This is a genomic window from Halobacterium sp. KA-6, assembly GCF_021029015.1.
Lineage (GTDB): Archaea > Halobacteriota > Halobacteria > Halobacteriales > Halobacteriaceae > Halobacterium.
Window position 1 is genome coordinate 313445 of sequence record NZ_JAJJZH010000003.1, and the last position, 21761, is coordinate 335205.

The window sequence follows — 21761 nt, forward strand, 5'->3', positions numbered from 1 at the left end:
CCGCGTCGAACCGCTCAGCGCGTCCCGAGTTCGCCTTTCTCCTTGACGATTGTCGTCTCGCCTTCGCCCTCCGAAACCTCGTTGACGAGGTCGTAGAAGTCGTTCTGCATTCCCGCGGGGAAGGTCAGCACGCCGACCCACGAGCCGTCGGCCTGCCACTCCTCGCGGTCGAGTTCGCCGAATTCCCGAATTTTGGCCTGCCCGCTGCCCGCGTAGTCCGGCGGCAGGTTCACCGCGACCGTGACCTCCTCGAAGCGAATCGGAATCACGGGGCGGAGCGCGTCGAGCGCGTCGTCGACCTGGCTCTCGGCGGGCTCCATCGGGTCGACCGTGAACCCGGCTTCTTCGAGCGCGGTCTCGATGCGCTCGGGCGGGTGCGGCGCGTTGTCCATCTGCGGGTTCACCGCGTTTCGCGTGATGATGTTGATGAGCTTGCGGCGCTTCTGCTCCTGCATCTCCGCGCGCTGCTCGGCGGTAATCTGAATCTCCCCGCGCTCGATGACTTCGGGGATAATCTCCATCGGCTCGGTCGTCCCGAACACTTCCTCTAAATCCTCTTCGGCAGGTCGGTCCCCGCGGGAGGCGTTCTCGAAGACGTCGCGGGCCGCGATGACGTCCTCGAGTTCGCCCTCGAACTCGCCGCGCTTCATCGCGAGCGCGGCGTCCGGGTCGACGAGCACTTCGAATCGTTCCCCGTGTGTTTCGAGGCGCGCGGTCACCGCCTCGTCGAGTGATATCATACGTGTGGGTTCGACGGGTATACTTAAAAGACCTTTTCCCATCAGGGCGACGCGGCTACTCCTCGTCGGAGCCGTCGCCGTCCGTGCTGTCACCGTCTGCGCTCGCATCGCCGTCCTCGCTTTCGCCGCCGAGCAAGTCGTGTTCGGCGAGGTACTCTCGGATTTCGTCGTCCGACAGTTCGATGAACGCCCCAGTCTCCGCGTCGATGGTCGCGACGCCGACACCCTCGGGCTGCAGCGACTCCCGAATCTCGCCGAGCGCTCGGAGCGCGAGTTCGACGCCCTCGTCGAGGGGGAGCGACTCGTCGTAGTGGTCTTCGAGGTAGCCCTGCACTGTCGACCGGTCCTCGCCGATTGCGATGGCCTTCCACTCGTAGGGTGTCCCCGAGGGGTCCGTCTCGAAGAGGCGAGGTTCGCCGTCCGTGACGCCGCCGATGAGCAACGCGACACCGAACGGGCGCGCACCGCCGACCTGCGTGTACTGCTGGATGTGGTCGGTGATGTCCTTCGTCAGCGTCTCCACGCCGATGGGCTGGTCGTAGCGTACGCGCTCGACCTGGGCGTCGCGGCGCGCGAAGTCGATGAGTTGGCGGGCGTCGGCGACGTGACCGGCGCTCGCGATGCCGATGTGGTTGTCGGCCTTGTGGATTTTCTCGACGGACGCTTCCTCCATCAGCGGCGAGCTGATGCGCTTGTCCACGAGGAGGACGACGCCGCCGTCCGTTCGGACGCCGATGCTGGGCGTCCCTCGCTTGACTGCCTCTCGGGCGTACTCCACCTGATAGAGGCGGCCGTCCGGCGAGAAGATGGTGATACCGCGGTCGTAGGCCTGCTGTTGGTTCTGTCCTTGCATGGTTAGCAGTCGAGGTCCGTCGCGCCCACGTACCCGCCCTCGGAGTCGACGTCGACGAGGTCACCTCGGCGGACTGCCGGACGGGTCTCGCCCGCGAACGCGACGCTGGCTTCGGCTGCGGATTCACCCGGCCGTCCTAAATACTTTTCTTCAGCGGCCCGTATCGTGCCGGAGACGCCGCGTACCGCCACCCTGACGGGGTCGTCGCGAACGTCGTCGACGCACGCCAGCGCCGCTCGCCCGCGCTCGACTTCGCCGTGGCGCACGCGCACCAGTGCCTCCCCGCTGCCGTCCTCGAAGGAGAACTGCAGCACGCGCAGGTCGGCGTCCGCGCTCCCCGTGTCCCCGTAGAGATTCTGCGCGGCGAACCAGACGCTGCGCTGGAAGTCCCCCTGCGAGACGTCCGCGTCGGGCCACGCCTCCAGCTCGACGGCGAGGTACCGCCACCGCGGCCGGAGGTGTTTCGGGAGGTGTTTCACGGGCGTTCGGCGACGAGCACGCCAACCTGCTCGTGAACCATCTCGACGGCCGTGACTGCGTACCCCTCGTCCGTGAACGCGTCCACGAGCACGCCGACTGTCGCCGGGTCGTCGACCTCGGGGCTGTAGAACGGCTCCTTTGGGTCGGGCTCCCCGAAGAACATCACGTCCCCGAGCACGATTCGCCGCGGGCCGAGACCGGCGATGACCGAGATGGCTTCGCGCTTCTCCTCGTCGCTGAGGTGGTGCATCGCGAAATTCGAGGTCACGACGTCGACCTCGCCGTCGTAGTTCGGCTCGCGGAACTGCCCCTGTCCGAATTCGACGTTGTCGAGGCCGCGCTCGTCGGCCTTCCGGCGCGCCTCGTCCATCATTCCCTCGCTGATGTCGCGGCCGACGACGTGGCCCGCTTCCTCGGCCAGCCCGAGCGCGATGGCTCCCGTCCCACAGCCCAAGTCGAGGACGGTGTCGTCGCTGTCGGGGTTCGCGTGTTCGAGGACGAGCGCGACGCACTCGTTGTACTCCACGGACTTCTCCTCGTCGTAGTCGGCCGCGAGGTCGTCGAAACGCGCGGCGTGCTCCTCAACTGTCTTCTTCATACCTGCCGCGTTCGACTCCCGACGTGATGAAGTCCTCGGACATCCGGTGGCGGTTGCGCTCCGCCAGCTCGCCCCACGCCTCCAACCCGGTCCGAATCTGGTCGCGGTTGAACCCAATCTCTTCGCCGACGGCGAGCAGTTCGCGGGGCGCGCGCAGTTGTAGGTGGGACTCGGGGTCGACGCTGACGACGTACGGCGCGTCGTAGTGGTCGACGAGCTCGCGGAGCTTCCGTAGCCCACGCAACGCCTGGACGCGCTCCCCGCCGCTCGCGCGCAGCACCCGCGAGAAGTCGAACTCCAGATGAACCGCGTTCCGCTCGGCCGCCTTCACGACGACGTGGTTGACGTCGCCGCGTCCCCGCATCGGTCCGGCGAGCACGTCCACGCGCTGCGATTCGGCAACGAACCGGTTCAACTCCGGCGTGCCGCCGCGCGCGACCAATACGGTCGCCTGCTCGCGGAGGTTCGCGATGGCGCCGCTGGCCTGCGACGTGTTCTCCGCGTCGAGTTCGACGCCCGACACCACGTCGATGCCGTACTCCTCGGCGACGGCTTCGTGGTCGACGTCCGGCCGGGCGTCCGACCGACTCCGCACGACGACGCCGTCGTAGCCGACGCTAGCGGCTGTCGCGGCGAACCGCGCGACCGTGCTGTCGCCGCCCGGGTGGGCGTGAACGGCCTCGTACACGACAGTCCGTTCGTCGTCGGTCCGTAAAAACGCGTGCGTTCGCCGTCGCGTCTCCAGGACGAACGGCGGTCACCCACTGAACCGTCGGAAGTTCTGGACCGTCGGGAGGTGCCAGTCGTACACGACTGCAACTAATCGGGTTCCGACGGTCACAACCGCACACGCGACGGCAGCCGTACTCCCGGTCGCACCGAGTGTTCCCGCAGTCCAGTACGCAACTCCCCCGAGCACGGCACAGCTCGCGTAGAAGTCCTCGAAGAGGATGAACGGTGCTCTATCGAGGAGGATGTCCGCAAACGCTCCGCCGCCGACGGCGTTTATCGTCGCAATCGCGACGACACCGAACGCCGAAACGCCGGCGTCGGTCGCGACGATGGCACCCGTCGTGGCGAACGCACCGAGCCCGACAGCGTCCGAGACCAGCGTGACTGGATGGGTATCCGGCGACGACAGCCCGACGCTCAGTGCGATGGCCAGGCCGACCCCGAGCAATCCCAGACTGACTTCGAGTGGCGACTGGAGCGCCAGCGGAACTCGTGCCACGAGGAGGTCGCGCGTCGCGCCACCGGCGAACGCCATCGCCAGCCCGACGATGACGATACCGAATACGTCGAACTCCTCGCGAATCGCCTTCGAGGCCCCGACTAGCGCGAACGCAACCAGCCCGACGGTGTTCATCACGGCGAACGGGTCGCCGAACAGCGTCGCGACGACGTCCTCAATCACTGTTCTCGACTACGATAGCGCTTCGCGGGCATTCTCGACGGCGGCTTCCTTCTTCGCGGGGTAGGCTTCGACTTTCGCGCGGAGCGCGATGCCGTCGCCCAGTTGGGCGTCGCCGAGGAACGCCTCCTGTTTGTCGAGGTGGACGAACAGCGAGCAGTTGTCGTCGACGCGCTGGTCGAGTTCCTCCCGGATGCGCTCGATGTCCGCGCCGTCCCGGAGTTGACCGAGCACGTGGCGCATCTCGTCGGCACGTTCGACGCGCGCGGAGAGCACGACGATGCGGTCGCCGAGGTGGCCTGCGCTCTCGGCGCGTTCGAGTTCGACCTCCTCGGGGAGGAAGTGGCCGAGCGCGTCGGCGACGCGAACCTCGTCCTCCGTGCCGTAGCAGAACGCACGGAGGTCGACGTAGTGGAACGGAACCTCACTCATTACGTAGCGGTAGCGGCCGCGGCGGTAAAAACGTCGCTACTGCGGGCTGTCCGGGAGGTACGTCGCAGCGATTTCCGCGACGCGTTTCGCGCCGTTCTCGCGTGGCTGGGGCGCTTCGACCGTGTCGAGGAGCGCTTCGACGCCCGCAATCGAGTCCGCGGCGTAGAAGCCGGGGGTGTCCGCGAGCGCGTCGACGACGCCGCGCTGTTCGGAAGTTGCCGGTAAGACGATGCAGGGCGTGCCGGCAACCGCGGCCTCCATCACCGTGGAGTAGCCGCTACAGATGACGAGGTTCGCACCCGCGATGAACGGCTGCAGGGACTCCTGGAGTTCCCAGTCGTCGCCGCCGACGAGCGTCACGTCCCGTCCTTGCGCCTCCAGCGCGTCCGCGAGCCGGTCGGGGTCGACGCTGAACTCGCTCGGCACCACGAGCACGTCGACGTCCTCGTCCGGTGCGTCGCCGGCGGGTGCCATCGGCGGCACGTCGTCGGCACCCCCAATTGTCGGCTCGTCGGCCCAGACTTTCGGGAGCAGGAACTGCTCGGCACCGCGGCCCGCGATGCGGTTGCGGACCCACGCGCCGACGCGTTCGACGGCGGACGTGTAGAACGCGGAGGGGTCGTGCGAGATGTAGACGTAGCGCTGGCCGTGCAGGGATGCCGCAATCGCCGCAGCAATGTCGTCCGTCACGAGCAGTGCGGGAGTTTCGTCGTCGAACCACGCGCGGTACTGCTGGATGCGCTCGTAGAGCGCGGGAACGCTGTTCCGGGCGACGTCGAGGAGACTCCCGTCCTGGAGGTCGTCGACGAAATCCACGACGGTCGGTTCGAATTCGGTGTAGCCGTTGGCTTCGACGAATTTCGTGCCGGGGCCACCACCCGCGATGACCGTCTCGTAGCCGGCAGCCTCCAGCTCTTCGACGACTGCCAGCATGCGGGTTGCGTGGCCGGCGCCCTCGCAGTAGTGCGCGACGGCGACTTTCGGTGGCCGTCCACTCATGACGAAGTCACGATGCGCGTTTCTCGGGGCGCGAGCGGTATAAATCACTCCGAACGAGGCGACTCAAGCGCGCACGCCGAGCGCGCTGGTGGCGGCAGCGCCGACGGTCGTCGTCAACAGGTAGCCGCCGACGCTGTGAATCGTGACGACGGCTGCGATGGTCGGCGCGCTCACAGCCGTCAGCAGCGTGAGTAGCGTGACGTTGATGGCTTCCGTTCCACCGAGGCCGCCGGGCGTCGGGAGCACTGACCCGACCTTCCCCAGCGGGAGGACGAAGAAGGGGACGTAGAGGGGGACGAACGAGTCGAGCGCGATGAACGTCACCCAGAGGGCGAACGCCTGGAGCGCCCACCCGAGCGCCGAGCAGCCGAGGGCGGCAACGAGCCGTTCCCGGGAGACCGCGACGCGGCCGACCGCGTTCGTGAACCCGGTGATGCGCTCGGCGACGGTTTCGGCGTCGGGCAGGGAGACGCGTGGAATCGCGCCGACGACGCGGTGGACGACCGCCGCGACCGTCCCGCCTGCACGGCCGCGTATGGTCGTTCGATAGCGCCACACGAGCGCCGCGACGATTGGGAGGACGATTGCCGCCCCAATCACGGCGAGCGGCAAGAGCCCGAGTTCGCCGTCGGTCTCGGTGGTGACGTAGTAGAGCGAGCCGACTGCGGCGAACGCCAGCGACGGCACGACGTTGATGGCGTCGAGGCTGGTGATGGACGCGAGACTCACCTCGTAGTCGGTGCCGGCGGTCTGTGAGAGCAGCCACGCCGTCACGGGCTCGCCGCCCGCCTGCCCGAATGGCGTGACGTGGTTGGCGAACGCACCGGCAGCGTTCACGAGGAGCGCCGTGCGGACGGGGATGCGGATGTCGAGCGCGCGCAGGACGTTCCAGAGTGCCAGCCCCCACGACGCGTTCCACAACAGTATCACACCCGCGACGGCCGCGAGCAACACCGGATCCGCGCGGCTGGCCGCTGCGAGCACCTCGCGGGCGTCTACGACCCAGAACATGACCGCGAACACGAGGGCTGCGCCCACGAGTCCGGCTGCCGTCGCCAGCAGGTCCTCTCGCTGCACGCCTCCGAGTGGCGGGCGGGCGTGAATCAATCCATCGAATCCCGTACTGGCGGTCGCCGCGTCCGACTGCCCCGCCAATAGGAGGTTTTTTCTCCGCCCGTCACAACCGAGTCACCGAGTACCTCTCCCGGAAATGTACGAGAAGACCTCCGTATCCGCCCATGGTTGACGTGCCCGCTCAGGCGGCCAACGTCGCCCGTAACCTCCGCTACCGCGGCATCGACGCCGTCCGAGAACTCGCGTCGCTGGTGGCGTACTCGTTGCAATCGACCACCGACCCGGACCCCGTGCTCGACGCCCACTGGGACGTCCTCGTCGTCCTGGACGCGTGCCGCGCGGACCTCTTCGCGGAAGTCGCCGCGGACGCCGACTACGACTTCCTCCCCACGGAGCCGGGGTCGCGGACGTCGCCCGCCAGTTCCTCCGTCGAGTGGCTGGAGACGGTGTTCGGCGGCGCCAGCGACGACGCACTCGCAGACCTCGCGTACGTCACCGGCAACCCCTACTCCGCGTCGAAAATCGACCACGACCGCTTCCACACCGTCGACGAGGTGTGGCGGTACGCGTGGGACGACGACCTCGGCACGATTCCGCCGCGACCCGTGACGGACGCCGCCATCCGTACCGGCCGCGAGACGACCGCCAACCGCATGGTCGTCCACTACATGCAGCCTCACTTCCCCTCGGTCCTCGAGCGCGAGCAGCGCAGCGAGGGCGTCGAACTCGACGAGTTCGGCGACGACGAGATGTCCATCTGGGACGACCTCCGCTTCGGCCGCCGCAGCGAGGCCGACGCCTGGCAGACCTACCGCGAGAACCTCGAGTACGTCCTCGACGACCTCGCCCTGCTGTTCGAGAATCTGGACGCCGAGCGCGTCGTCGTCACCGCCGACCACGGCAACGCGTTCGGCGAGCACCACGTCTACGGCCACCCGGGTGGCGTCGACCTCCCCGTCCTCCGCGAGGTGCCGTGGTGCGAGACGACCGCGACGGACACGCACAGCCACGACCCCGGCGCCGCGGGCCACGACGACACTGGCGAGAGTGGCGACGTCATCGAAGAACGCCTCGAAGACCTCGGCTACCGAACCTGACTATGGACGACACTACCGACTCCCCGAACCTCCTGATGGTCGTGGTGGACTGCCTCCGACAGGACTTCCTGCACCGGGACGCCGTCGACACGCCATTCCTCGACGGCCTCCGCGAGCGGGGCCAGGAGTGCACCGAACTGTACGCCACCGCGACCACGACCACGCCCGCGGTCGCGAGCCTGCTAACCGGCGCGTACGGCGAGCGAAACGGCATCCAGTCGCTGCGCCGCGGCAGCCTATCCGGAGACGTCGACTCGATGCCCGAAATCCTCGGCGACGCCGGCTACCACACCGAAGCGATGGCGACCGGCCCGCTCGTTCCCGAGACCGGCCTCGACCGTGGGTTCGACACCTACGAGTGCCGAGACCGCGACGAGTCGATGTTCAGCGACTGGCGCGAGGAGGGAATCGAGAGGCTCACCGACCTCCCGGAACCGTTCGCAGCGTTCGTCCACCTCTGGGAGATTCACGAGGACATCCACGTCCCCCGCGAGTACGACAGTTCGGAGTACGGCGAGACGCCGTACGGCCGGGCATTCTCCGCGCTCGACCGCGAAATCGAGGCGCTCGTCGACGCCGTCCCTGACGACACGGTCGTCGCGGTCGTCGGCGACCACGGCGAGAGCATCACCCACCGCAACAATCCGATTCGGCTCGCCGTGAAGTCCCTGCGAGACGCCGTGAAGTACTACGGCGGCGTGGACACTCGCGGCGTCGTCGAACGCATCAACCAGTACTGCGACCAGTTCGGCCCCGACGTCGACGACCACTTCATCGAGAACGGGCACGGCGAGAACGTCTTCGACTTCACGACGAACGTTCCGTTCGTGCTCGCTGGCCCCGGCGTCGAACCCGCGACCGTGGACGCCCAGGTCCGGCAAATCGACATCCTCCCGACGCTGCTTGACACACTGGGTGTCGACCACGAGACGGACGGTGACGCTATCAAACCCGGCGTCGAGGACCGCGTTGCGTACATGCGTGCGTGTGGCGCGTCCCTCCACCGTGAGCGCAACTGGGCGCGCGCCGTCCGCTACGACGACGCCAAGTACGTCGAATACCCCGAGCGCGACTGGGAGCCCGGCGTCTACGATATCGAGGCGAACTCTCAAGAACTCGAACGCACCGACGACCCCGACCTCGAAGCCGAACTCCGCGAACGCCTACCGGAGCGCGGCGTCGACCCGACGGACGTCGAGATGCTGGAAATCAACGAGCGCCTCGAAGACCTCGGCTACCTCTAACGCGGCCGCTGGTCGACGGAGAACGGCTGAAAAACGAAGTTCGAAGTCGCGTTAGGCGTCGTCGACTTCTTCGTCCTCGCCCTCGTCGGGGTCCTCCTCGTTCTCGTCGTCCTCGGCGAGTTCGAGGTTGTCCTCGGGCACGCCGGCTTCCTGGCCGTCGTCGAAGCTGACGGTGTAGTTGGGCTCGCCGAACATCGTGTCGACGACCTGCGTGATGGTGCCGGTCTCGCCGTCGTACTCGCTGTGCTTGTCGTGGAGGACGACCTCGTCGTCTTCTTCGAAGCTCATGGCACGAAGTTTCCGCGGCCGATTCAAAAGCGACCCGGTTTCGCGCCTCCGAAACGGTAACGTGCGTGTCCGCCGTACGACCGGCTATGACCCTCGCTCTCGCCACGCTCGCAGCGTCCTTGAATCGCCTGCAGCCACCGCACTGCGATGCCAGTCGATGACCTCTGGTATCTCGCGAGCCGTGCCGAACAGCGCGCCGAACGCGCCTACCACGCGCTGACCGACACCCACGACGACTTTCTGGAGTTCGACCGGCGGCGCTCGGTCTCCCGGGAGCGCTTCCGCACGCTCGCAGAACGCGTCGAACGCACTGGTGCGCCCTACGGCGCGCACACAGTCGTCTACCGGGATAACGGCGACGTGGTGCTGGTGCGCCACGAGGACGTCGACCTCTGGGTGCTCCCCGGTGGCGGCGTCGACGACGGCGAGACGTTCCGGGAGGCCGCCGAGCGCGAACTCGCCGAGGAAGCCGGCGTCGATGCTACCTACCACGGCCTCGCGATGGTGACCTCGGTCGCCTTCGAGTCCAGCGGCTACTCCGCGTGGGGCGTCCTCCCCGTCTTCGAGGCGTGCGCCGACGACACCGACCTCGAAGTCCGGGACCCGGACGGAGAAATATCGGATGCCGCCTGGTTCGCCGACCTCCCCGAGGACACCCGCGACCGCCGCGACCTCCAGCGCTGGCGCGAGCGAGCACTCTCGTAGCGCTTTTCTCGTCCGTCCGCGTTCCTCACGATAATGGACGTACGCGTGCCGGTGGACAGCGAGCGGGCGGCCGTCGCCGACCGACTACTCCGGCCGGCGTACCGCGAGGCTGAAGCCCTCGACCCCGCGTTCAGCGACCTCGACGAGGACGTCGTCGCCGACGAGGACTGCTCGCGGTGGCTGGACGACGCCGACCGCACGATGTTCGTCGCGTACGACCCCGAGCCCGTCGGTGTCGTCTCCGGCGGCGCCACGTCGTCGCCGGCGCTGTACACCCGTGGAAAGAACTGCTACGTCGACGGCCTCTACGTCGTTCCCGAACGCCGCCGCGAGGGTATCGCGGGCCGCCTGCTCGACCGGATGAAGGCGTGGGGACGGGAACGGGACTGCGAGTACGCGAGTCTCTCCGTGCACGTCGACAACCACGCCGCGATGGCGTTCTACGAGGACCACGGCTTCGAACCGAAGTTCCGCAGCCTCCGCCAGCGGCTCTGACTACTCGGGCCCGAACGACTTGCCCTCGCGCTCTTCGGCGTCCATCCGTCGGAGCGTGGCGCGGGCGTTGCTCGCCTCGTAGCCGAAGAACACGCCCTCCGCGTACTCCTCGACGACCTCAGTGGCGTGAACCAGATTCTCGACCTCGACGTCGACGGCGTACAGTTCGACGCTGAACGGCGCGTCGAGCAGGTCCTCGAAGCCGGAGGCGATGGTCTCCAGCCAGTACGTCGTGCCGTAGTTGGTGTCGTACAGCGGCACGACGAACTCGTCGACGTGCTCGGCGAGCGCCTCGACGTCGAGGCCCGCGCGCTCGTAGAGGTGTCCCGGATACGGGTCGGGGTAGAGGGTGAGATACGTCGTTCCGGGGATGCGGTCGGCGGCCTCCGCGACGAACTCCGTGATGACGCTCGCGCGCCAGTCGTACCAGTCGTCGAATTCGGATTCGGCGAACGCGGTCTCGCAGCGCTCGCAGTGACAGTACTCGCCGCGCGGGAACCCAACGTCGTCGAGGCGAACGTCGCCGTTGACCTCCGCGCACGTCTCGATGACTGTCAGGAGGCCGTTGCGGTAGTCCTCGGCGAGCGGGCAGATGTACGACCAGTCGAAGTACGGCTGGTCGCGGGTGGCCTCGTTGCCCTCGTCGTCGACGGGCACGAGGTCGGGTTCGGTGCCGGCGGTGGCGTTGTCCCCGAAGCAGGACACCATGCTGACGGCGTCCTCCAGCGGGTCAGTGTGGCGGCCGGTGACGTCTTTGACCTCGTAGAACGTGCGGTCGAACTCCGGCCACTCGACTTCCTCGGCGTTCCGCGTGACGACGCCGTACATGGACGCGAGTTGGCCGGCGGGCCGCCTAAGTCGTTCGCTCTCGGCACGTCAGAAAAGCGGGGAGTGGGCGGCGGGACCGACTAGTCGATGCGGTCGACTTCCTGCGGTTCGGGCGCTTCGTCGCCCCCGACGACGAACTTCCAGACGAGGGCGATGACGAGCAGTGCAGCGGCGGCTTTCACGAGTTTTCCTGCCATGGCTGACACTATCGGCGGCCGGCACTAAACGCTTTGCGGGGTCGGCACGAATCCGTGATTGTCTCCCAACATCTCGCGGTTAGTTCCGGAGGTGTGTGGTGATATCCTCGCGGATGAGTTCCCCGCAGTACTCACACCGCAGGCCGTCCTCCAGCACCGCGAACGTCGGCTCGACGGGTTCGCCGGCGTTCGTGATGCACTCGCGATTCGGGCAGACGAGCACGCCGCCGACCTCCTCGGGTCGTTCGACCCGGCGCTTGTCCACGACGTCGTAGTCGCGGATGATGTTGATGGTCGCTTCGGGCGCGATGAGCGACAGCACTTCGGCCTCGCTGTCGCTGAGTTCGCGGCCTTCGACCTTCACAACGTCTTTGCGACCGAGCCGATCCGAGGGAACGTTCATGCCGAGGCTCATCGGCGTGCCTTCCGTGCCGTCGATGCCCAGCAGGCTGAGCACGTGCAGCGCCTCCCCGGCGGAGACGTGGTCGATGACGGTGCCGTTCTGGATTTTCGAGACGCGGAGTTCAGTGTCAGTCATCGTCGAGGAGCAAGTCGAGGAGGGCCATTCGGACCGGGACGCCGTTGTGTGCCTGTTCGAAGTACGTCGCGTTCTCCGTCTCGTCGACCGCGGCCGCGATTTCGTCGACACGGGGCAGCGGGTGCATCACCGCGAGGTCGTCTTTCGCGGCGTCGAGGGTTTCGGGCGTGATGCTGTACTCGCCCGCGACGGCCTCGTACTCGTCCTCGTCGGGGAAGCGCTCGCGCTGGATGCGCGTGACGTACAGGACGTCGAGGTTCGGGAGGACTGCGTCGAGGGATTCGTGTTCCTGTACCTGCGCGCCCGCCTCGTGGAGGTCGTAGCGCACCGAGCGCGGCAGTTGCAGGCTCTCCGGGCTGACGAAGTGCTGGCGGACGTCGAAATTCGTGAGCGCGTGCGCCAGCGAGTGCACCGTCCGGCCGTACTTCAGGTCGCCCATGATGCCGATGGAGATGTCGTCGAGGCCCGCGTGCTCGCGAATCGTGTACAGGTCCAGCAGCGTCTGACTCGGGTGGTGACCGGCGCCGTCGCCCGCGTTCACCACGGGAACGTCGACGTGCTCGCTGGCCATCTTCGCAGCGCCCTGCTTGGGGTGGCGGAGCACGATGCCGTCGGCGTACCCCTCGACGACGCGGACAGTGTCGGCCAGCGACTCGCCTTTCTTCACCGACGAGGACTCCACGGAGCCCATGTCGACGACGTCGCCGCCGAGGCGTTTCGCGGCCGTCTCGAAGCTCATCTTCGTACGCGTGCTCGGCTCGAAGAAGCACAGCGCGAGCAGCTCGTCGGCGTACCGCTCGCCGGCGGCCGCCGGGTTGTCGTCGAAGGCCGCCGCCCTGTCGAGGACCGTCTCGATGTCGGCCCGCGAGAGCTGTTTGGCGGTGAGGAGGTGGTCGTGACGCATCGGTTCAGTACGCGTCCCCCGGGAGCGTAAAGGTCCCGGAGCACGGCCACCTCCGGGATGTGCCACCGCGCCCCACTCGCGGCCCGAGGTTCAAGTACGAAGCCGGGGCCACTCACTCGCGTGCTGGCAGTCGCGGGCGGCAAGGGCGGCAGCGGGAAGACCACCACCGCGCTCGGTCTCGCGAGCGCGCTCGTCGAGCGGCGGCGTCGCCCCCTCGTCGTGGACTGTGACCTCGACGCGCCGAACCTCCACCTGCGTGCGGGCGTCCCGCGAGACCCCGACGTGGACGCCGCCAACCCGACTGCGACCGCCCACGAGTCGACCACAGTTCCCGGCGTCGACGTGCTCCCGGTAGGCGACGCCGACGAAGACGACCTCGCCACGACACTCGACGCGCTGCCCGAATCACGACCCACTATCTTGGACTGCCCCGCGGGTGCCAGCGAGGCCGCAGTCCGCCCGCTGCGCGCGGCCGACAGTTGCGTCGTCGTCGCGACCGACAGCCGAGAGGGCATCGAGGACGCCGTCAAGACCGCCGCGATGGCGCGCGCAGTCGGGACGCCAGTCCGCGCTGTCGGCGTCACTCGTGCGGTCGCCGTCCCAACAGGGCTCGCGGACGCGACGGCCGCCGACGCTGTGCCGATTCCCGACGCCATAGCGCCGCTCGAAGCACCGGAGACGGCCGCAGCGTACGCGACGCTCGCCGGATACGTCGAGCCAAATACTTAACCTGCGTCCGTCTCCTACAGTGGAATTATGCGCGAGCGGCTCTCCACCGGCGTGGACGTCCTCGACCGGGAGCTCGGCGGCGGCGTGCCGGCCGGGACGGTGGTCGCCTACGAGGCACCACCCGCCAGTCAGGGAGAGCTACTGCTGTACGAACTCACGCGCCCACGACCCACGCTCTACCTCACCACGAATCGGACCGAGCAGGCCGTCCGGGACGCCTTCGAGGCGACGGACGCGCCGACGGGCGACCCCGAGGTAGGGTACATCCCGGGTGCCGACGCCATCGAGAACGCGCGCCGTGCGTTCCGCAGCGTCCCCCCGGAGTCGACGGTCATCATCGACCCCGCCGACGCGTTAGAGCGCGCCGACCGCGGCCGCTACGAGAACTTCGTCAACGAACTCGGCAACCACATGCGCAACGTCGGCGGCATCGCCGTCCTGCACTGTCTCGACACCGACCACGCCCCCGAACTCCGCGGCACCACCGAACACATGGCCGACGTCGTGTTCAAACTGCGCGTCGAGGAGACCAACGACGAAGTCGAGACCCGACTCACCGTTCCGAAGTTCCGCGGCGGCAACGCCCTGGACTCCTCGATAAAGCTGAACCTCGGCGAACGCGTTCAGGTCGACACCAGCCGCGACATCGCGTGACGAGACCCCGGGCTATCGGGTCGTGCGGTTCTGTTCTGCGATAAAAGTAGGCCGAGCGGCCGGAATCGGAAGTCGCCTTTAGGCTTCGTCTTCGTCGATGTCGAGCTCCTCGACGATTTCGTCCGCGTCGACGTCGGCGTCTTCGAGGGCTTCTTCGACGTCACCGAGCCCTTCGCCGCCGCCCATGCCACCCATACCGCCCATCATACCGGGCATGCCAGCGGGCTGGCCGTCGATGATCTCCTGGACGATGACGCGGTCGATGTCCAGCATGTCGATGACCTGGTTCAGAATCTGGTCTTTGCCCATCATCCACTGCTGGTTGAACTGGAGTTCGGGGGACTGCTCGATGTACAGCGTCTCCTTCTCGACGGTTTCCGTCGTGGTCTCCGTCTCGCCTTCCTCGGTCTCCTCGGTGACTTCCTCTTCGACCTCGTCGGTCTCGAGGTGCATGTCGAGGTCGGCGTCGAAGTACATCTGGAGCAGGCCGCGGGCCTTCTCGACGGTGTCCTCGACCTGGTCGAGAATCTCGTACTCGTACTCGACGTCCTCGCCGGCGAGCGGGTGGTTGAAGTCGACGCGGGCGCGGCCGCCGATGACGGCTTCGACGTGGCCGTGCTCGCCGTCGATGTCGACGTGCGCACCGGGGTAGCGCTCGTCCTCGGGGATCTTGTTCGCGGAGACCGTGCGGACTTCGTCCTCGTCGTACTCGCCGAACGCCTGTTCGACGACGACTTCGCCGGTGTCACCGACTTCCTTGCCGATGAGGTCCTGCTCGACGTCCTCGAAGATGTGGCCCTCGCCGATGACGATGGTGCGCGGGGAGAACTCCTGTTCTTCGGTGTCGACGCCCTCTTCCTCGGCGACTTCCTCGTCGGTGGTGTCGACGAGTTCGCCGCTGTCGACCGTGTAGGCGGTGTAGGAGAGCTTAACGAAGTCCCCCTCCTGAAGTCCGCCCTGTTCTGTCTCGGATTCGTCGGCCGTCTCGGCCTCAGTTTCGTCGCTCATACCAGTACGCACTCCCGTTCCACCCTTAAGAATCACGTTTCGCGGCCGTGAGCGCCATCGCGGGTCGCGCGGTCACCGGTTCTCGGCTAATGTGACGAGGGCGTCGGCGTCGACGGAGAGCCACGCGGTGAGCCGCCGGTCGCTGTCGACATTCGGCGGCGAGAGCGTGCAGCGGTCCGGCGTGTTCTGGTAGCGGACGACGGTCGCGTCGAGCGGCGTGCGGTCGACATCGTCGCGTGACTGCTGGGCACCACGGGTGCTGTCGGTGGACATCGTGAGTCGATTCGGGATTCGCGAGACCGCGGGATAACGCCTGCTAAGAACCCCACGTAGCACTATTGAGCACTTTGAAGCGCCGTGTTTTTCCGGGGTGACCGCGAGCACTCGTGCATGTACGAAGTGGAGGTGAAGGTGCCGGCGAGCCACGATGCGGTCCGCGCGGCGCTCGCGGACGGCGACGCAGAGCGCGTCGGAACGGTGGCTCAGGCGGACACGTACTTCGACGCACCACACCGCGACTTCGCGGAGACTGATGAAGCGCTACGCGTTCGTCGGGTCGCTACCGCAGCCGAGACGTTCGAACGGGACGCTGTCCAAGGCGGGCTCACGGCCGCTATCGACGCAGTGCTCGACGGTGAGTACCGTGCGGAGGGCGAGTCCCGCGTGACGTACAAGGGCCCGCTGCTGGAGGCTGAGTCGAAGTCCCGGGAGGAGTTCGAGACGGCCGTCGGGAGCGGCGAGGAGATGCGTGAAATCCTCTCACGGCTCGGGTTCGATCCCGCCGCGACGGTGCGCAAGCTCCGCGAGACCCATCACGTCGACGACTTCGAGGTACTACTGGACGCTGTCGAGGACGTCGGCGAGTACGTCGAAGTCGAAACCGAGGTCGAGTCGGACAGTGAAGTCGAGGCCGCTCGTGAGGACGCGTATGCCCTCCTCCGGCAGCTTGGCCTCGATCCCGCCGACCAGATTCGGACGTCGTATCTCGGTCTCAAACTCGCCGACGCCTGACCGGAGTATGCGCACGAGGAATATTATCTCTTCTCGTGCTTTTCGCAAGTTATAGAAGCGGAGGCGGGCAACACTTGCGTAATGACCGAGCGGAACATCCAAGTGCAGTCTCTCGACCGCGGGGCGGTCGAGGACGAAGAGGTCGAAATCGTCGAACGAAAAGGCCTCGGCCACCCCGACTCCATCTGCGACGGCATCGCCGAACACGTCTGCGAACGGCTCGCCCGCGAGTACATCGACCGCGTCGGCGAAGTCCTCCACTTCAACACCGACGAGACCCAGCTCGTCGCCGGCACCGCCGCGCCCGCGTTCGGCGGCGGCGAAGTCATCGACCCGATTTACGTGCTCGTCGTCGGCCGCGCGACGAGCCACTACGTCGACGACGACGGCGTCGAGTACAACATCCCCGTCGAGTCCATCGCGCTGGAAGCCGCCCGCGACTACCTCCGCGAGAACTTCCCGAACCTCGACCTCGAAACGGACGTCATCGTCGACGTCAAACTCGGCGAAGGCTCCGGCGACCTCCAGGAAGTGTTCGTCGAAGACGGTCCCGCCGTCCCGATGGCCAACGACACCAGCTTCGGTGTCGGTCACGCACCCCTCACCGAGACCGAGCGCATCGTCTACGAGACCGAGCAGTCGCTCAATGGGCCCTACGGCGACGCCAACCCTGCCGTCGGCGAAGACGTCAAAGTCATGGGCAAACGCGAAGGCGACCACATCGACCTCACCGTCGCCGCCGCGCTCGTCGACGCCCACGTCGACGACCTCGACGCCTACAAGGCCGAAGTCGAGGCACTCCGCGAACACGTCCACGACCTCGCGACCGACCACACCGACCGCGACGTCGCCGTCCACGTCAACACCGCCGACGACTACGAATCCGGCTCCATCTACCTCACCACCACCGGCACGAGCGCCGAACAGGGCGACGACGGCAGCGTCGGCCGCGGCAACCGCGCGAACGGCCTCATCACCCCGAACCGCTCGATGAGCATGGAAGCCACCTCCGGGAAGAACCCGGTCAACCACATCGGGAAAATCTACAACCTCCTGTCCACCGAAATCGCCGAGAGCATCGTCGACGAAGTGGACGGTATCCGCGACCTCCGCGTCCGCCTCCTCTCCCAAATCGGCCGCCCAATCGACCAACCCCACGTCGCCGACGTCCACGTCGTCACCGAAGACGGCCTCGCCGTGTCCGACGTCGAACCCGATATCCAGAAGATTGTCGACGCCGAACTCGCGACCATCACCAACATCACCCAGCGCGTCATCGACGGCGAACTCGACACCTTCTAAAACGCACTTTTTGCTACACTCGGACGGCTTCGCCGTCCTCGTTCGCAAAAACTTGGGGAAAAAGCCCCGTCGGACCCCACTTCGGGGGTCATCGGGGCCCGCGAGCCGAAGGCTCGCGATGAATCGCGCGGCGAAGCCGCGCGAATGCTCGCTGCTACTGGCTGCGTAGGTTCAAATACCGGAACGGAGCCAATCCTGCGCGTGACCTGAATCTCGTCGTGGGGCGCTCCGAGCCGAGCAATCGGTACGGCGAGCGCGGCGAACGCTCCGCGAGAAGTAGCCGCCTGTGAGCGCAACCGGCTTACAGTTGCTTGCTGACGTAAGGACCGTCCTGCCGGTAGCCGAGCTTCTGCTTGTAGTACTGGCGCGCGCCGATGCCAGAGATGACGCTGAGCTTCTCGAAGCCGGCGTCGGCGGCCATCTCTTCGGCGCGTGTCATCAGGCGCTGACCGTAGCCCTGGTGCTGGTGTTGGCCGTCTGCGGTGTCGTCGCCGACACTGACTTCGCCGCCGTAGACGTGGAGTTCGCGGAGCAGCGCCGCGTCCTCCAGTTCGTCACGGACCGTGTCGTTCGGGAAGCGCAGGCGTGCGAATCCGACGAGGAGGTCCTTCTCGAAGTCCTCGAAGCTGATGAAGTGCTCCGTACCGCCCGCGACGTCGTAGGTCATCACGTCGAGTTCGACGTTCTCGGGCTCCTCGTCGTTCATCCCGGCCTCCCGGCAGCGGATACACTCGCAGGTGTAGCCGTGCTCGTCCATCTTCTCCCAGGCGAGCTGGCGGAGGTTCGACTTCCAGACGCCCGCGTCGATGTGGTCCGCGGGGATGTCCCGCTGGACGCGCTGGAGGCGCGTGTACCGCGGAATCATATCCATGATTTCCGCGACGAGCTCGGCGGCCTCCTCGTTCTGTAGCGGCTGGAACTCCTCGTTCCGCCACATGTCGTACGTGACGGTGTCCCGAACCACCAGCGTCGGGTATATTTTGAGGTAGTCCGGCTTCCACTTCTCGTCCTCGAACAGCCGCCGGAAGTCCTCCAGGCACATCTCCTTGCTCATGCCCGGCTGGCCCGGCATCATGTGGAAGCCAACCTTGAACGCGGCGTCCCGCAGCCGCCGATTCGCGTCGATGGACGCCTGCACACCGTGCCCGCGGTGCATCTCGCGGTTGATGCGCTCGTAGGTCGTCTGCACGCCGACCTCCACTTTGGTGCCGCCGAGGTCGAGCATCCGGTCGACCTGCTCGGGGTCACACCAATCGGGCTTCGTCTCGAACGTCGTCCCGATGTTCCGGATGTCGCCGTGCTCGTTCTCCGCGATGACGTCTTCGAGATAGGAGAAGTCGTACTCTTCGGGGTCCTGGGCGAACGACTCCGTCTCGGAAGGGTTCGGTTCCTGCTCGGGGTCGAAGTCGTTCAGCGCTTCGAGCGCTCGCTTCGCGAACCACTCCTGGTAGTCGTGGCTGCGCGCGGTCATCGTCCCACCCATCAGGATGAGTTCGACCTTGTCGATGGGGTGGCCGATCTCCCGGAGCTGGTGGAGTCGCAGCGTCACCTGCCCGTAGGGGTCGTAGTCGTTCTGCACGCCGCGCGCAGCAGCGGGCTCATGGCCCGTGTACGACTGGCTCGACGAGAACTCGCTGGCGGGCCCGCCCGGACAGTACAGGCACTTGCCGTGCGGACACATGTGCGGGCTCGTCATGATCGCGACCGGCGTCACGCCCGACGCGGTCCGCACCGGTTTGCGCTGGAGGACTTCTTCGAGGTCGTCACGGCGGTCCTCGGGCGCGAAGTCCAGCAGCTCCGAGTGCTTGGGCACCTTCGGTGCGGAGTGCTCCGAACAGACTTCGAGCTTCGCGCTCTCGACGTCGTCTTTGCCGACGTCCCCGTCGAGTATTCGTTCGACGAGCTCCTCGCAGGCAGCCTCGAATGCGGGGTCGGCGTCCGCGCTCATTACTCCGTAGAAGCCGCCGCGAGCGAAAAAACGTGTCGTTGCGGGGTCGCAGTTAGGCGAGCTGGTCGGTGATGGCGTCGACGACCGCGTCGACGACCGCGTCCTTCTCACCGGAGAGGAACTCGATGCGGCCGTCGCGTGCGCCGCGCGGCTCGACACCGGCCTCGGGGAGTTCGTCGGCGACCGTCTCGCCGACGGCGCGCACGTCCACCGCGTCGTCGCTGCGGACGCGAATCTCGTCGCCACTCACGCCGACGAGCACGTCCGCGCGGTCGCGACGCCGGTAGAGCGCGTCGAGCAGCAGGTCGACCGGCGGGAAGTCGTACTCGTGAGTGTACGCGTCCACGTCCAGCGTCTCGAAGGCGACGCCGTCTTGGCCGCGCACGTCGAGGTGGGGTTCGGCGGTCGAAACTTCCGTTTCGAGGCGCTCGCGGAACTGCTCGGAGACGTGCTCGATGAGCGAGTCGTCGGCCTCCCCCCAGAGCAGGTCCGAGATGAGTTCGCGTTTGTCCTCGTAGGACTGGTAGAATGCTTCCAGCGCGATGGCGTCTCGGAGTTCGGCGAGCGTGTCCGGGCTGTAGTGGGTCTGGGCGGCGAGGTCCGCGTACGCGTCGGGCGTGTCAGCCCAGTACGCGACGGCGGGCAGGTGGTAGAGGTCCTCGCGCACGTCGTCGTTGACGAACGCGGCGAGCTGCGAGCCGAGCGCCCCCGTGTTCACGGGATTCTCGCCGGCTTCCGTCGGGCTGACGAGAACGTCTGCGCCCGCAGCGTCGTCGGTGTAGCCGCCGTCGATGGCGACCGTGTCTGCGTCGTAGATGTCCAGCAGGTCGATGGCGTCCGTGGACTCGCTGGTCGAGCCGGCACCGACGAGCACGAACAGTGGGTGTTTCTCGTCGTGGCGTTCGGCGGCTTCCAGCATCGACGTCACGTCGCCGGTGGCGTCGTCGATGGTGTAGAACGCGTCGTCGAGCGGCCGCCGGTCGACGTAGTGGTATTCGGCGTCCTCGCGCTCGTGTTCGTCCCGGATGAGTGGGAGGAGCGCGCGCTCGATGGCCGTGCCGGCGACGTAGCCTTCGACGGTGGCGGTGTGGCGGACGATGACCGGACGAGATTCGACGACGGCGCGGCGGATGGCCGTCGCGGCGTCGACGAGGTCGTCGGTGACGGCTTCGACGGCGTCGTCCTCGGCGAGCAGGTTAGTCGTCTCGGGGGTGGCGCGCTCGGTGAGCGCGTCCTCCATGCGGGCTTCGACGGCTTGCGCGTCCGTGCCTTCGAGTTCGTAGAGGTCCTCGGTTTCGACCTGGAGTTCGCCGCGACGGCGCTCGACTTCGCCGACGATGCGGACGACGTCGCCCGCTTCGATGTCGGGGTAGGCGCGGACGCCCGCTTCGACGAACGCAGCGCAGTCGACGGCACCGGTCTCGTCGGCGAGTTCGAACACCGTCGGGCCGCTGGTCTGCCGGGCGTTCGCGAGCTCGCCCTCGACCGTGACGCGTTCGTCGACGTAGTCCTCGAGGTCGGCAATCGGAACGCGTTCTGGTTCGCTCTCTTCGGACTCGGCATCCGCAGATTCGCTCTCCGCGGCTTCCGCTTCGCCGTCGGCGGCTTCGGCTTCCTCGTCCGTCTCGGCTTCCTCGTCCGTCTCGGCTTCCGACTCGTCCTCGGCTTCCGACTCGTCCTCGGCTTCGGGCTCGGGTTCGGCGTCTTCAGATTCGCCGAATTCGAACTCGGCGTCGTCCTCGGAAACCGGCGTTCCGCCGTCCGCGGTGCTGGTCTCGGTGTCCTGTTCCTCGTCGGAATCGTCGTCGTCCTCCGGGAGCTCCGCGTTCGACTCCGCGCTCGGGTCGTCGACGAGGTGGCCGCGGAAGTCGCGGTCGTCCTGTCGAATCGACCAGCCGAGGTCGACGTTCTCGTTGTCGTGGACGTCCGTAACTTGGACGTACACTTTGTCGCCGGCGTCCCAGCCGAGCGATTCGAGGCGGCCGGGCACTTCGCTACGGTGAAGCAGGCCGGTGACAGAGTCACCGATGTCGACGAACACGCCGAAGTCGGCGAAGCCGTCGATGGTGCCTTTGTAGTAGCGACCGGGCGTCAGTTGATCGGGAGAATCTCCGCGGAACTCGAAGGCGACGTCCTCCTCGTGGGTGTCACAGACACGGCCGTCCGTGGAGGAGCCGCAGATGATACACGTACCCATTTGCTTCGAAAGAGCGGGTGCTGCCGTAA

General features: G+C 67.0%; 25 protein-coding genes. 8 read left to right on the forward strand and 17 right to left on the reverse strand.

Annotated features, from left to right (window positions below; translation table 11 throughout):
* Window positions 1-14: 14 nt before the first annotated feature.
* From LPA46_RS09520 to LPA46_RS09560, 9 genes are all read right to left on the reverse strand, one after another.
* Window positions 15-740, reverse strand: a complete 726-nt coding sequence (locus tag LPA46_RS09520) for a ribosome assembly factor SBDS (protein WP_230888892.1) — start codon at window positions 738-740, stop codon at window positions 15-17.
* 55 nt (window positions 741-795) lie between these two features.
* Window positions 796-1593, reverse strand: a complete 798-nt coding sequence (gene psmA, locus LPA46_RS09525; protein WP_230892318.1) for an archaeal proteasome endopeptidase complex subunit alpha — start codon at window positions 1591-1593, stop codon at window positions 796-798.
* A 2-nt stretch (window positions 1594-1595) separates the two neighbouring features.
* Window positions 1596-2072, reverse strand: a complete 477-nt coding sequence (locus LPA46_RS09530) for an Rpp14/Pop5 family protein (protein WP_230892319.1) — start codon at window positions 2070-2072, stop codon at window positions 1596-1598.
* On the reverse strand, window positions 2069-2671 hold the full coding sequence (locus LPA46_RS09535; protein ID WP_230892320.1) for a class I SAM-dependent methyltransferase: 603 nt from the start codon (window positions 2669-2671) through the stop codon (window positions 2069-2071). Before LPA46_RS09535 ends, LPA46_RS09530 begins: the two co-directional genes overlap by 4 nt.
* Window positions 2655-3359, reverse strand: a complete 705-nt coding sequence (locus LPA46_RS09540) for an RNase P subunit p30 family protein (RefSeq protein WP_230892321.1) — start codon at window positions 3357-3359, stop codon at window positions 2655-2657. Before LPA46_RS09540 ends, LPA46_RS09535 begins: the two co-directional genes overlap by 17 nt.
* A gap of 69 nt (window positions 3360-3428) precedes the next feature.
* A complete protein-coding gene (locus tag LPA46_RS09545; protein WP_230892365.1) occupies window positions 3429-4037 on the reverse strand; it encodes a trimeric intracellular cation channel family protein in 609 nt (202 codons plus the stop codon).
* Window positions 4038-4094: 57 nt separating this feature from the next.
* A complete protein-coding gene (locus LPA46_RS09550) occupies window positions 4095-4514 on the reverse strand; it encodes an RNA-binding protein (protein WP_230892322.1) in 420 nt (139 codons plus the stop codon).
* Window positions 4515-4550: 36 nt separating this feature from the next.
* Window positions 4551-5513, reverse strand: coding sequence for a hypothetical protein (locus LPA46_RS09555; RefSeq protein ID WP_230892323.1), 963 nt, complete (start codon window positions 5511-5513; stop codon window positions 4551-4553).
* A gap of 63 nt (window positions 5514-5576) precedes the next feature.
* Window positions 5577-6668, reverse strand: coding sequence for a lysylphosphatidylglycerol synthase transmembrane domain-containing protein (locus LPA46_RS09560; protein WP_230892324.1), 1092 nt, complete (start codon window positions 6666-6668; stop codon window positions 5577-5579).
* Between the two features lie 83 nt (window positions 6669-6751).
* Between LPA46_RS09560 and LPA46_RS09565 the strand changes: the two genes are divergently transcribed.
* Window positions 6752-7684 carry a hypothetical protein gene (locus LPA46_RS09565; RefSeq protein ID WP_230892325.1) on the forward strand — a complete coding sequence of 311 codons (933 nt, stop codon included), beginning with the start codon at window positions 6752-6754 and terminating at the stop codon, window positions 7682-7684.
* Between the two features lie 2 nt (window positions 7685-7686).
* Complete coding sequence (locus LPA46_RS09570) at window positions 7687-8928, forward strand: sulfatase-like hydrolase/transferase (protein WP_230892326.1); 1242 nt, start codon at window positions 7687-7689, stop codon at window positions 8926-8928.
* 51 nt (window positions 8929-8979) lie between these two features.
* Here the strand turns inward: LPA46_RS09570 and LPA46_RS09575 are convergent, their stop codons facing one another.
* Entirely contained in the window at window positions 8980-9216 is a 237-nt protein-coding gene (locus LPA46_RS09575; RefSeq protein WP_442908228.1) for a DUF1918 domain-containing protein, read from the reverse strand.
* Between the two features lie 147 nt (window positions 9217-9363).
* Here LPA46_RS09575 and LPA46_RS09580 point away from each other — a divergent pair, with 147 nt between their 5' ends.
* Together LPA46_RS09580 and LPA46_RS09585 are read left to right on the forward strand one after the other, a co-directional pair.
* Window positions 9364-9921, forward strand: a complete 558-nt coding sequence (locus LPA46_RS09580) for an NUDIX domain-containing protein (RefSeq protein ID WP_230892327.1) — start codon at window positions 9364-9366, stop codon at window positions 9919-9921.
* A gap of 33 nt (window positions 9922-9954) precedes the next feature.
* Complete coding sequence (locus LPA46_RS09585) at window positions 9955-10416, forward strand: GNAT family N-acetyltransferase (protein WP_230892328.1); 462 nt, start codon at window positions 9955-9957, stop codon at window positions 10414-10416.
* Here LPA46_RS09585 and LPA46_RS09590 read toward each other — a convergent pair whose 3' ends face one another.
* The 3 genes from LPA46_RS09590 to pyrB form a co-directional block, all read right to left on the reverse strand.
* Window positions 10417-11244 (reverse strand): hypothetical protein, encoded by an 828-nt coding sequence (locus tag LPA46_RS09590; RefSeq protein WP_230892329.1) that lies wholly within the window; start codon window positions 11242-11244, stop codon window positions 10417-10419.
* 276 nt (window positions 11245-11520) lie between these two features.
* Window positions 11521-11979, reverse strand: coding sequence for an aspartate carbamoyltransferase regulatory subunit (gene pyrI, locus LPA46_RS09595; RefSeq protein ID WP_230892330.1), 459 nt, complete (start codon window positions 11977-11979; stop codon window positions 11521-11523).
* Complete coding sequence (gene pyrB / locus LPA46_RS09600; RefSeq protein ID WP_230888908.1) at window positions 11972-12883, reverse strand: aspartate carbamoyltransferase; 912 nt, start codon at window positions 12881-12883, stop codon at window positions 11972-11974. The genes pyrI and pyrB overlap by 8 nt, the downstream gene beginning before the upstream one ends.
* A 120-nt stretch (window positions 12884-13003) precedes the next feature.
* Between pyrB and LPA46_RS09605 the strand changes: the two genes are divergently transcribed.
* Window positions 13004-13612 carry a MinD/ParA family ATP-binding protein gene (locus LPA46_RS09605; RefSeq protein ID WP_230892331.1) on the forward strand — a complete coding sequence of 203 codons (609 nt, stop codon included), beginning with the start codon at window positions 13004-13006 and terminating at the stop codon, window positions 13610-13612.
* Window positions 13613-13639: 27 nt separating this feature from the next.
* The gene (locus tag LPA46_RS09610; protein ID WP_230892332.1) at window positions 13640-14266 is read left to right on the forward strand and encodes an RAD55 family ATPase; all 627 of its coding nucleotides are present in this window, start codon (window positions 13640-13642) and stop codon (window positions 14264-14266) included.
* A gap of 78 nt (window positions 14267-14344) precedes the next feature.
* Here LPA46_RS09610 and LPA46_RS09615 read toward each other — a convergent pair whose 3' ends face one another.
* Window positions 14345-15274, reverse strand: coding sequence for an FKBP-type peptidyl-prolyl cis-trans isomerase (locus LPA46_RS09615; protein ID WP_230892333.1), 930 nt, complete (start codon window positions 15272-15274; stop codon window positions 14345-14347).
* 72 nt (window positions 15275-15346) lie between these two features.
* Window positions 15347-15547 (reverse strand): DUF7511 domain-containing protein, encoded by a 201-nt coding sequence (locus LPA46_RS09620; protein WP_230888912.1) that lies wholly within the window; start codon window positions 15545-15547, stop codon window positions 15347-15349.
* Window positions 15548-15664: 117 nt separating this feature from the next.
* Here LPA46_RS09620 and cyaB point away from each other — a divergent pair, with 117 nt between their 5' ends.
* Window positions 15665-16285 carry a class IV adenylate cyclase gene (cyaB, locus tag LPA46_RS09625; RefSeq protein WP_230892334.1) on the forward strand — a complete coding sequence of 207 codons (621 nt, stop codon included), beginning with the start codon at window positions 15665-15667 and terminating at the stop codon, window positions 16283-16285.
* Window positions 16286-16366: 81 nt separating this feature from the next.
* A complete protein-coding gene (locus LPA46_RS09630) occupies window positions 16367-17587 on the forward strand; it encodes a methionine adenosyltransferase (protein ID WP_230892335.1) in 1221 nt (406 codons plus the stop codon).
* Between the two features lie 301 nt (window positions 17588-17888).
* Here LPA46_RS09630 and LPA46_RS09635 read toward each other — a convergent pair whose 3' ends face one another.
* Window positions 17889-19535 (reverse strand): tRNA uridine(34) 5-carboxymethylaminomethyl modification radical SAM/GNAT enzyme Elp3, encoded by a 1647-nt coding sequence (locus LPA46_RS09635; RefSeq protein WP_230892336.1) that lies wholly within the window; start codon window positions 19533-19535, stop codon window positions 17889-17891.
* Window positions 19536-19587: 52 nt separating this feature from the next.
* Window positions 19588-21732 carry a DHH family phosphoesterase gene (locus LPA46_RS09640; RefSeq protein ID WP_230892337.1) on the reverse strand — a complete coding sequence of 715 codons (2145 nt, stop codon included), beginning with the start codon at window positions 21730-21732 and terminating at the stop codon, window positions 19588-19590.
* Window positions 21733-21761: the final 29 nt, after the last annotated feature.

What these genes read in the sequence shown, in the direction of transcription:
- LPA46_RS09635 (WP_230892336.1), bottom strand. Translation starts at nt 19,535, where the DNA reads ATGAGCGCGGACGCCGACCCCGCATTCGAGGCTGCCTGCGAGGAGCTC.
- LPA46_RS09590 (WP_230892329.1), bottom strand. Translation starts at nt 11,244, where the DNA reads ATGTACGGCGTCGTCACGCGGAACGCCGAGGAAGTCGAGTGGCCGGAG.
- LPA46_RS09575 (WP_442908228.1), bottom strand. Translation starts at nt 9,216, where the DNA reads ATGAGCTTCGAAGAAGACGACGAGGTCGTCCTCCACGACAAGCACAGC.
- pyrB (WP_230888908.1), bottom strand. Translation starts at nt 12,883, where the DNA reads ATGCGTCACGACCACCTCCTCACCGCCAAACAGCTCTCGCGGGCCGAC.
- pyrI (WP_230892330.1), bottom strand. Translation starts at nt 11,979, where the DNA reads ATGACTGACACTGAACTCCGCGTCTCGAAAATCCAGAACGGCACCGTC.
- LPA46_RS09585 (WP_230892328.1), top strand. Translation starts at nt 9,955, where the DNA reads ATGGACGTACGCGTGCCGGTGGACAGCGAGCGGGCGGCCGTCGCCGAC.
- LPA46_RS09565 (WP_230892325.1), top strand. Translation starts at nt 6,752, where the DNA reads ATGGTTGACGTGCCCGCTCAGGCGGCCAACGTCGCCCGTAACCTCCGC.
- LPA46_RS09555 (WP_230892323.1), bottom strand. Translation starts at nt 5,513, where the DNA reads ATGAGTGGACGGCCACCGAAAGTCGCCGTCGCGCACTACTGCGAGGGC.
- LPA46_RS09620 (WP_230888912.1), bottom strand. Translation starts at nt 15,547, where the DNA reads ATGTCCACCGACAGCACCCGTGGTGCCCAGCAGTCACGCGACGATGTC.
- LPA46_RS09550 (WP_230892322.1), bottom strand. Translation starts at nt 4,514, where the DNA reads ATGAGTGAGGTTCCGTTCCACTACGTCGACCTCCGTGCGTTCTGCTAC.
- LPA46_RS09640 (WP_230892337.1), bottom strand. Translation starts at nt 21,732, where the DNA reads ATGGGTACGTGTATCATCTGCGGCTCCTCCACGGACGGCCGTGTCTGT.
- LPA46_RS09615 (WP_230892333.1), bottom strand. Translation starts at nt 15,274, where the DNA reads ATGAGCGACGAAACTGAGGCCGAGACGGCCGACGAATCCGAGACAGAA.
- LPA46_RS09570 (WP_230892326.1), top strand. Translation starts at nt 7,687, where the DNA reads ATGGACGACACTACCGACTCCCCGAACCTCCTGATGGTCGTGGTGGAC.
- cyaB (WP_230892334.1), top strand. Translation starts at nt 15,665, where the DNA reads ATGTACGAAGTGGAGGTGAAGGTGCCGGCGAGCCACGATGCGGTCCGC.
- LPA46_RS09535 (WP_230892320.1), bottom strand. Translation starts at nt 2,671, where the DNA reads ATGAAGAAGACAGTTGAGGAGCACGCCGCGCGTTTCGACGACCTCGCG.
- LPA46_RS09520 (WP_230888892.1), bottom strand. Translation starts at nt 740, where the DNA reads ATGATATCACTCGACGAGGCGGTGACCGCGCGCCTCGAAACACACGGG.
- LPA46_RS09545 (WP_230892365.1), bottom strand. Translation starts at nt 4,037, where the DNA reads ATGAACACCGTCGGGCTGGTTGCGTTCGCGCTAGTCGGGGCCTCGAAG.
- LPA46_RS09610 (WP_230892332.1), top strand. Translation starts at nt 13,640, where the DNA reads ATGCGCGAGCGGCTCTCCACCGGCGTGGACGTCCTCGACCGGGAGCTC.
- psmA (WP_230892318.1), bottom strand. Translation starts at nt 1,593, where the DNA reads ATGCAAGGACAGAACCAACAGCAGGCCTACGACCGCGGTATCACCATC.
- LPA46_RS09580 (WP_230892327.1), top strand. Translation starts at nt 9,364, where the DNA reads ATGCCAGTCGATGACCTCTGGTATCTCGCGAGCCGTGCCGAACAGCGC.
- LPA46_RS09630 (WP_230892335.1), top strand. Translation starts at nt 16,367, where the DNA reads ATGACCGAGCGGAACATCCAAGTGCAGTCTCTCGACCGCGGGGCGGTC.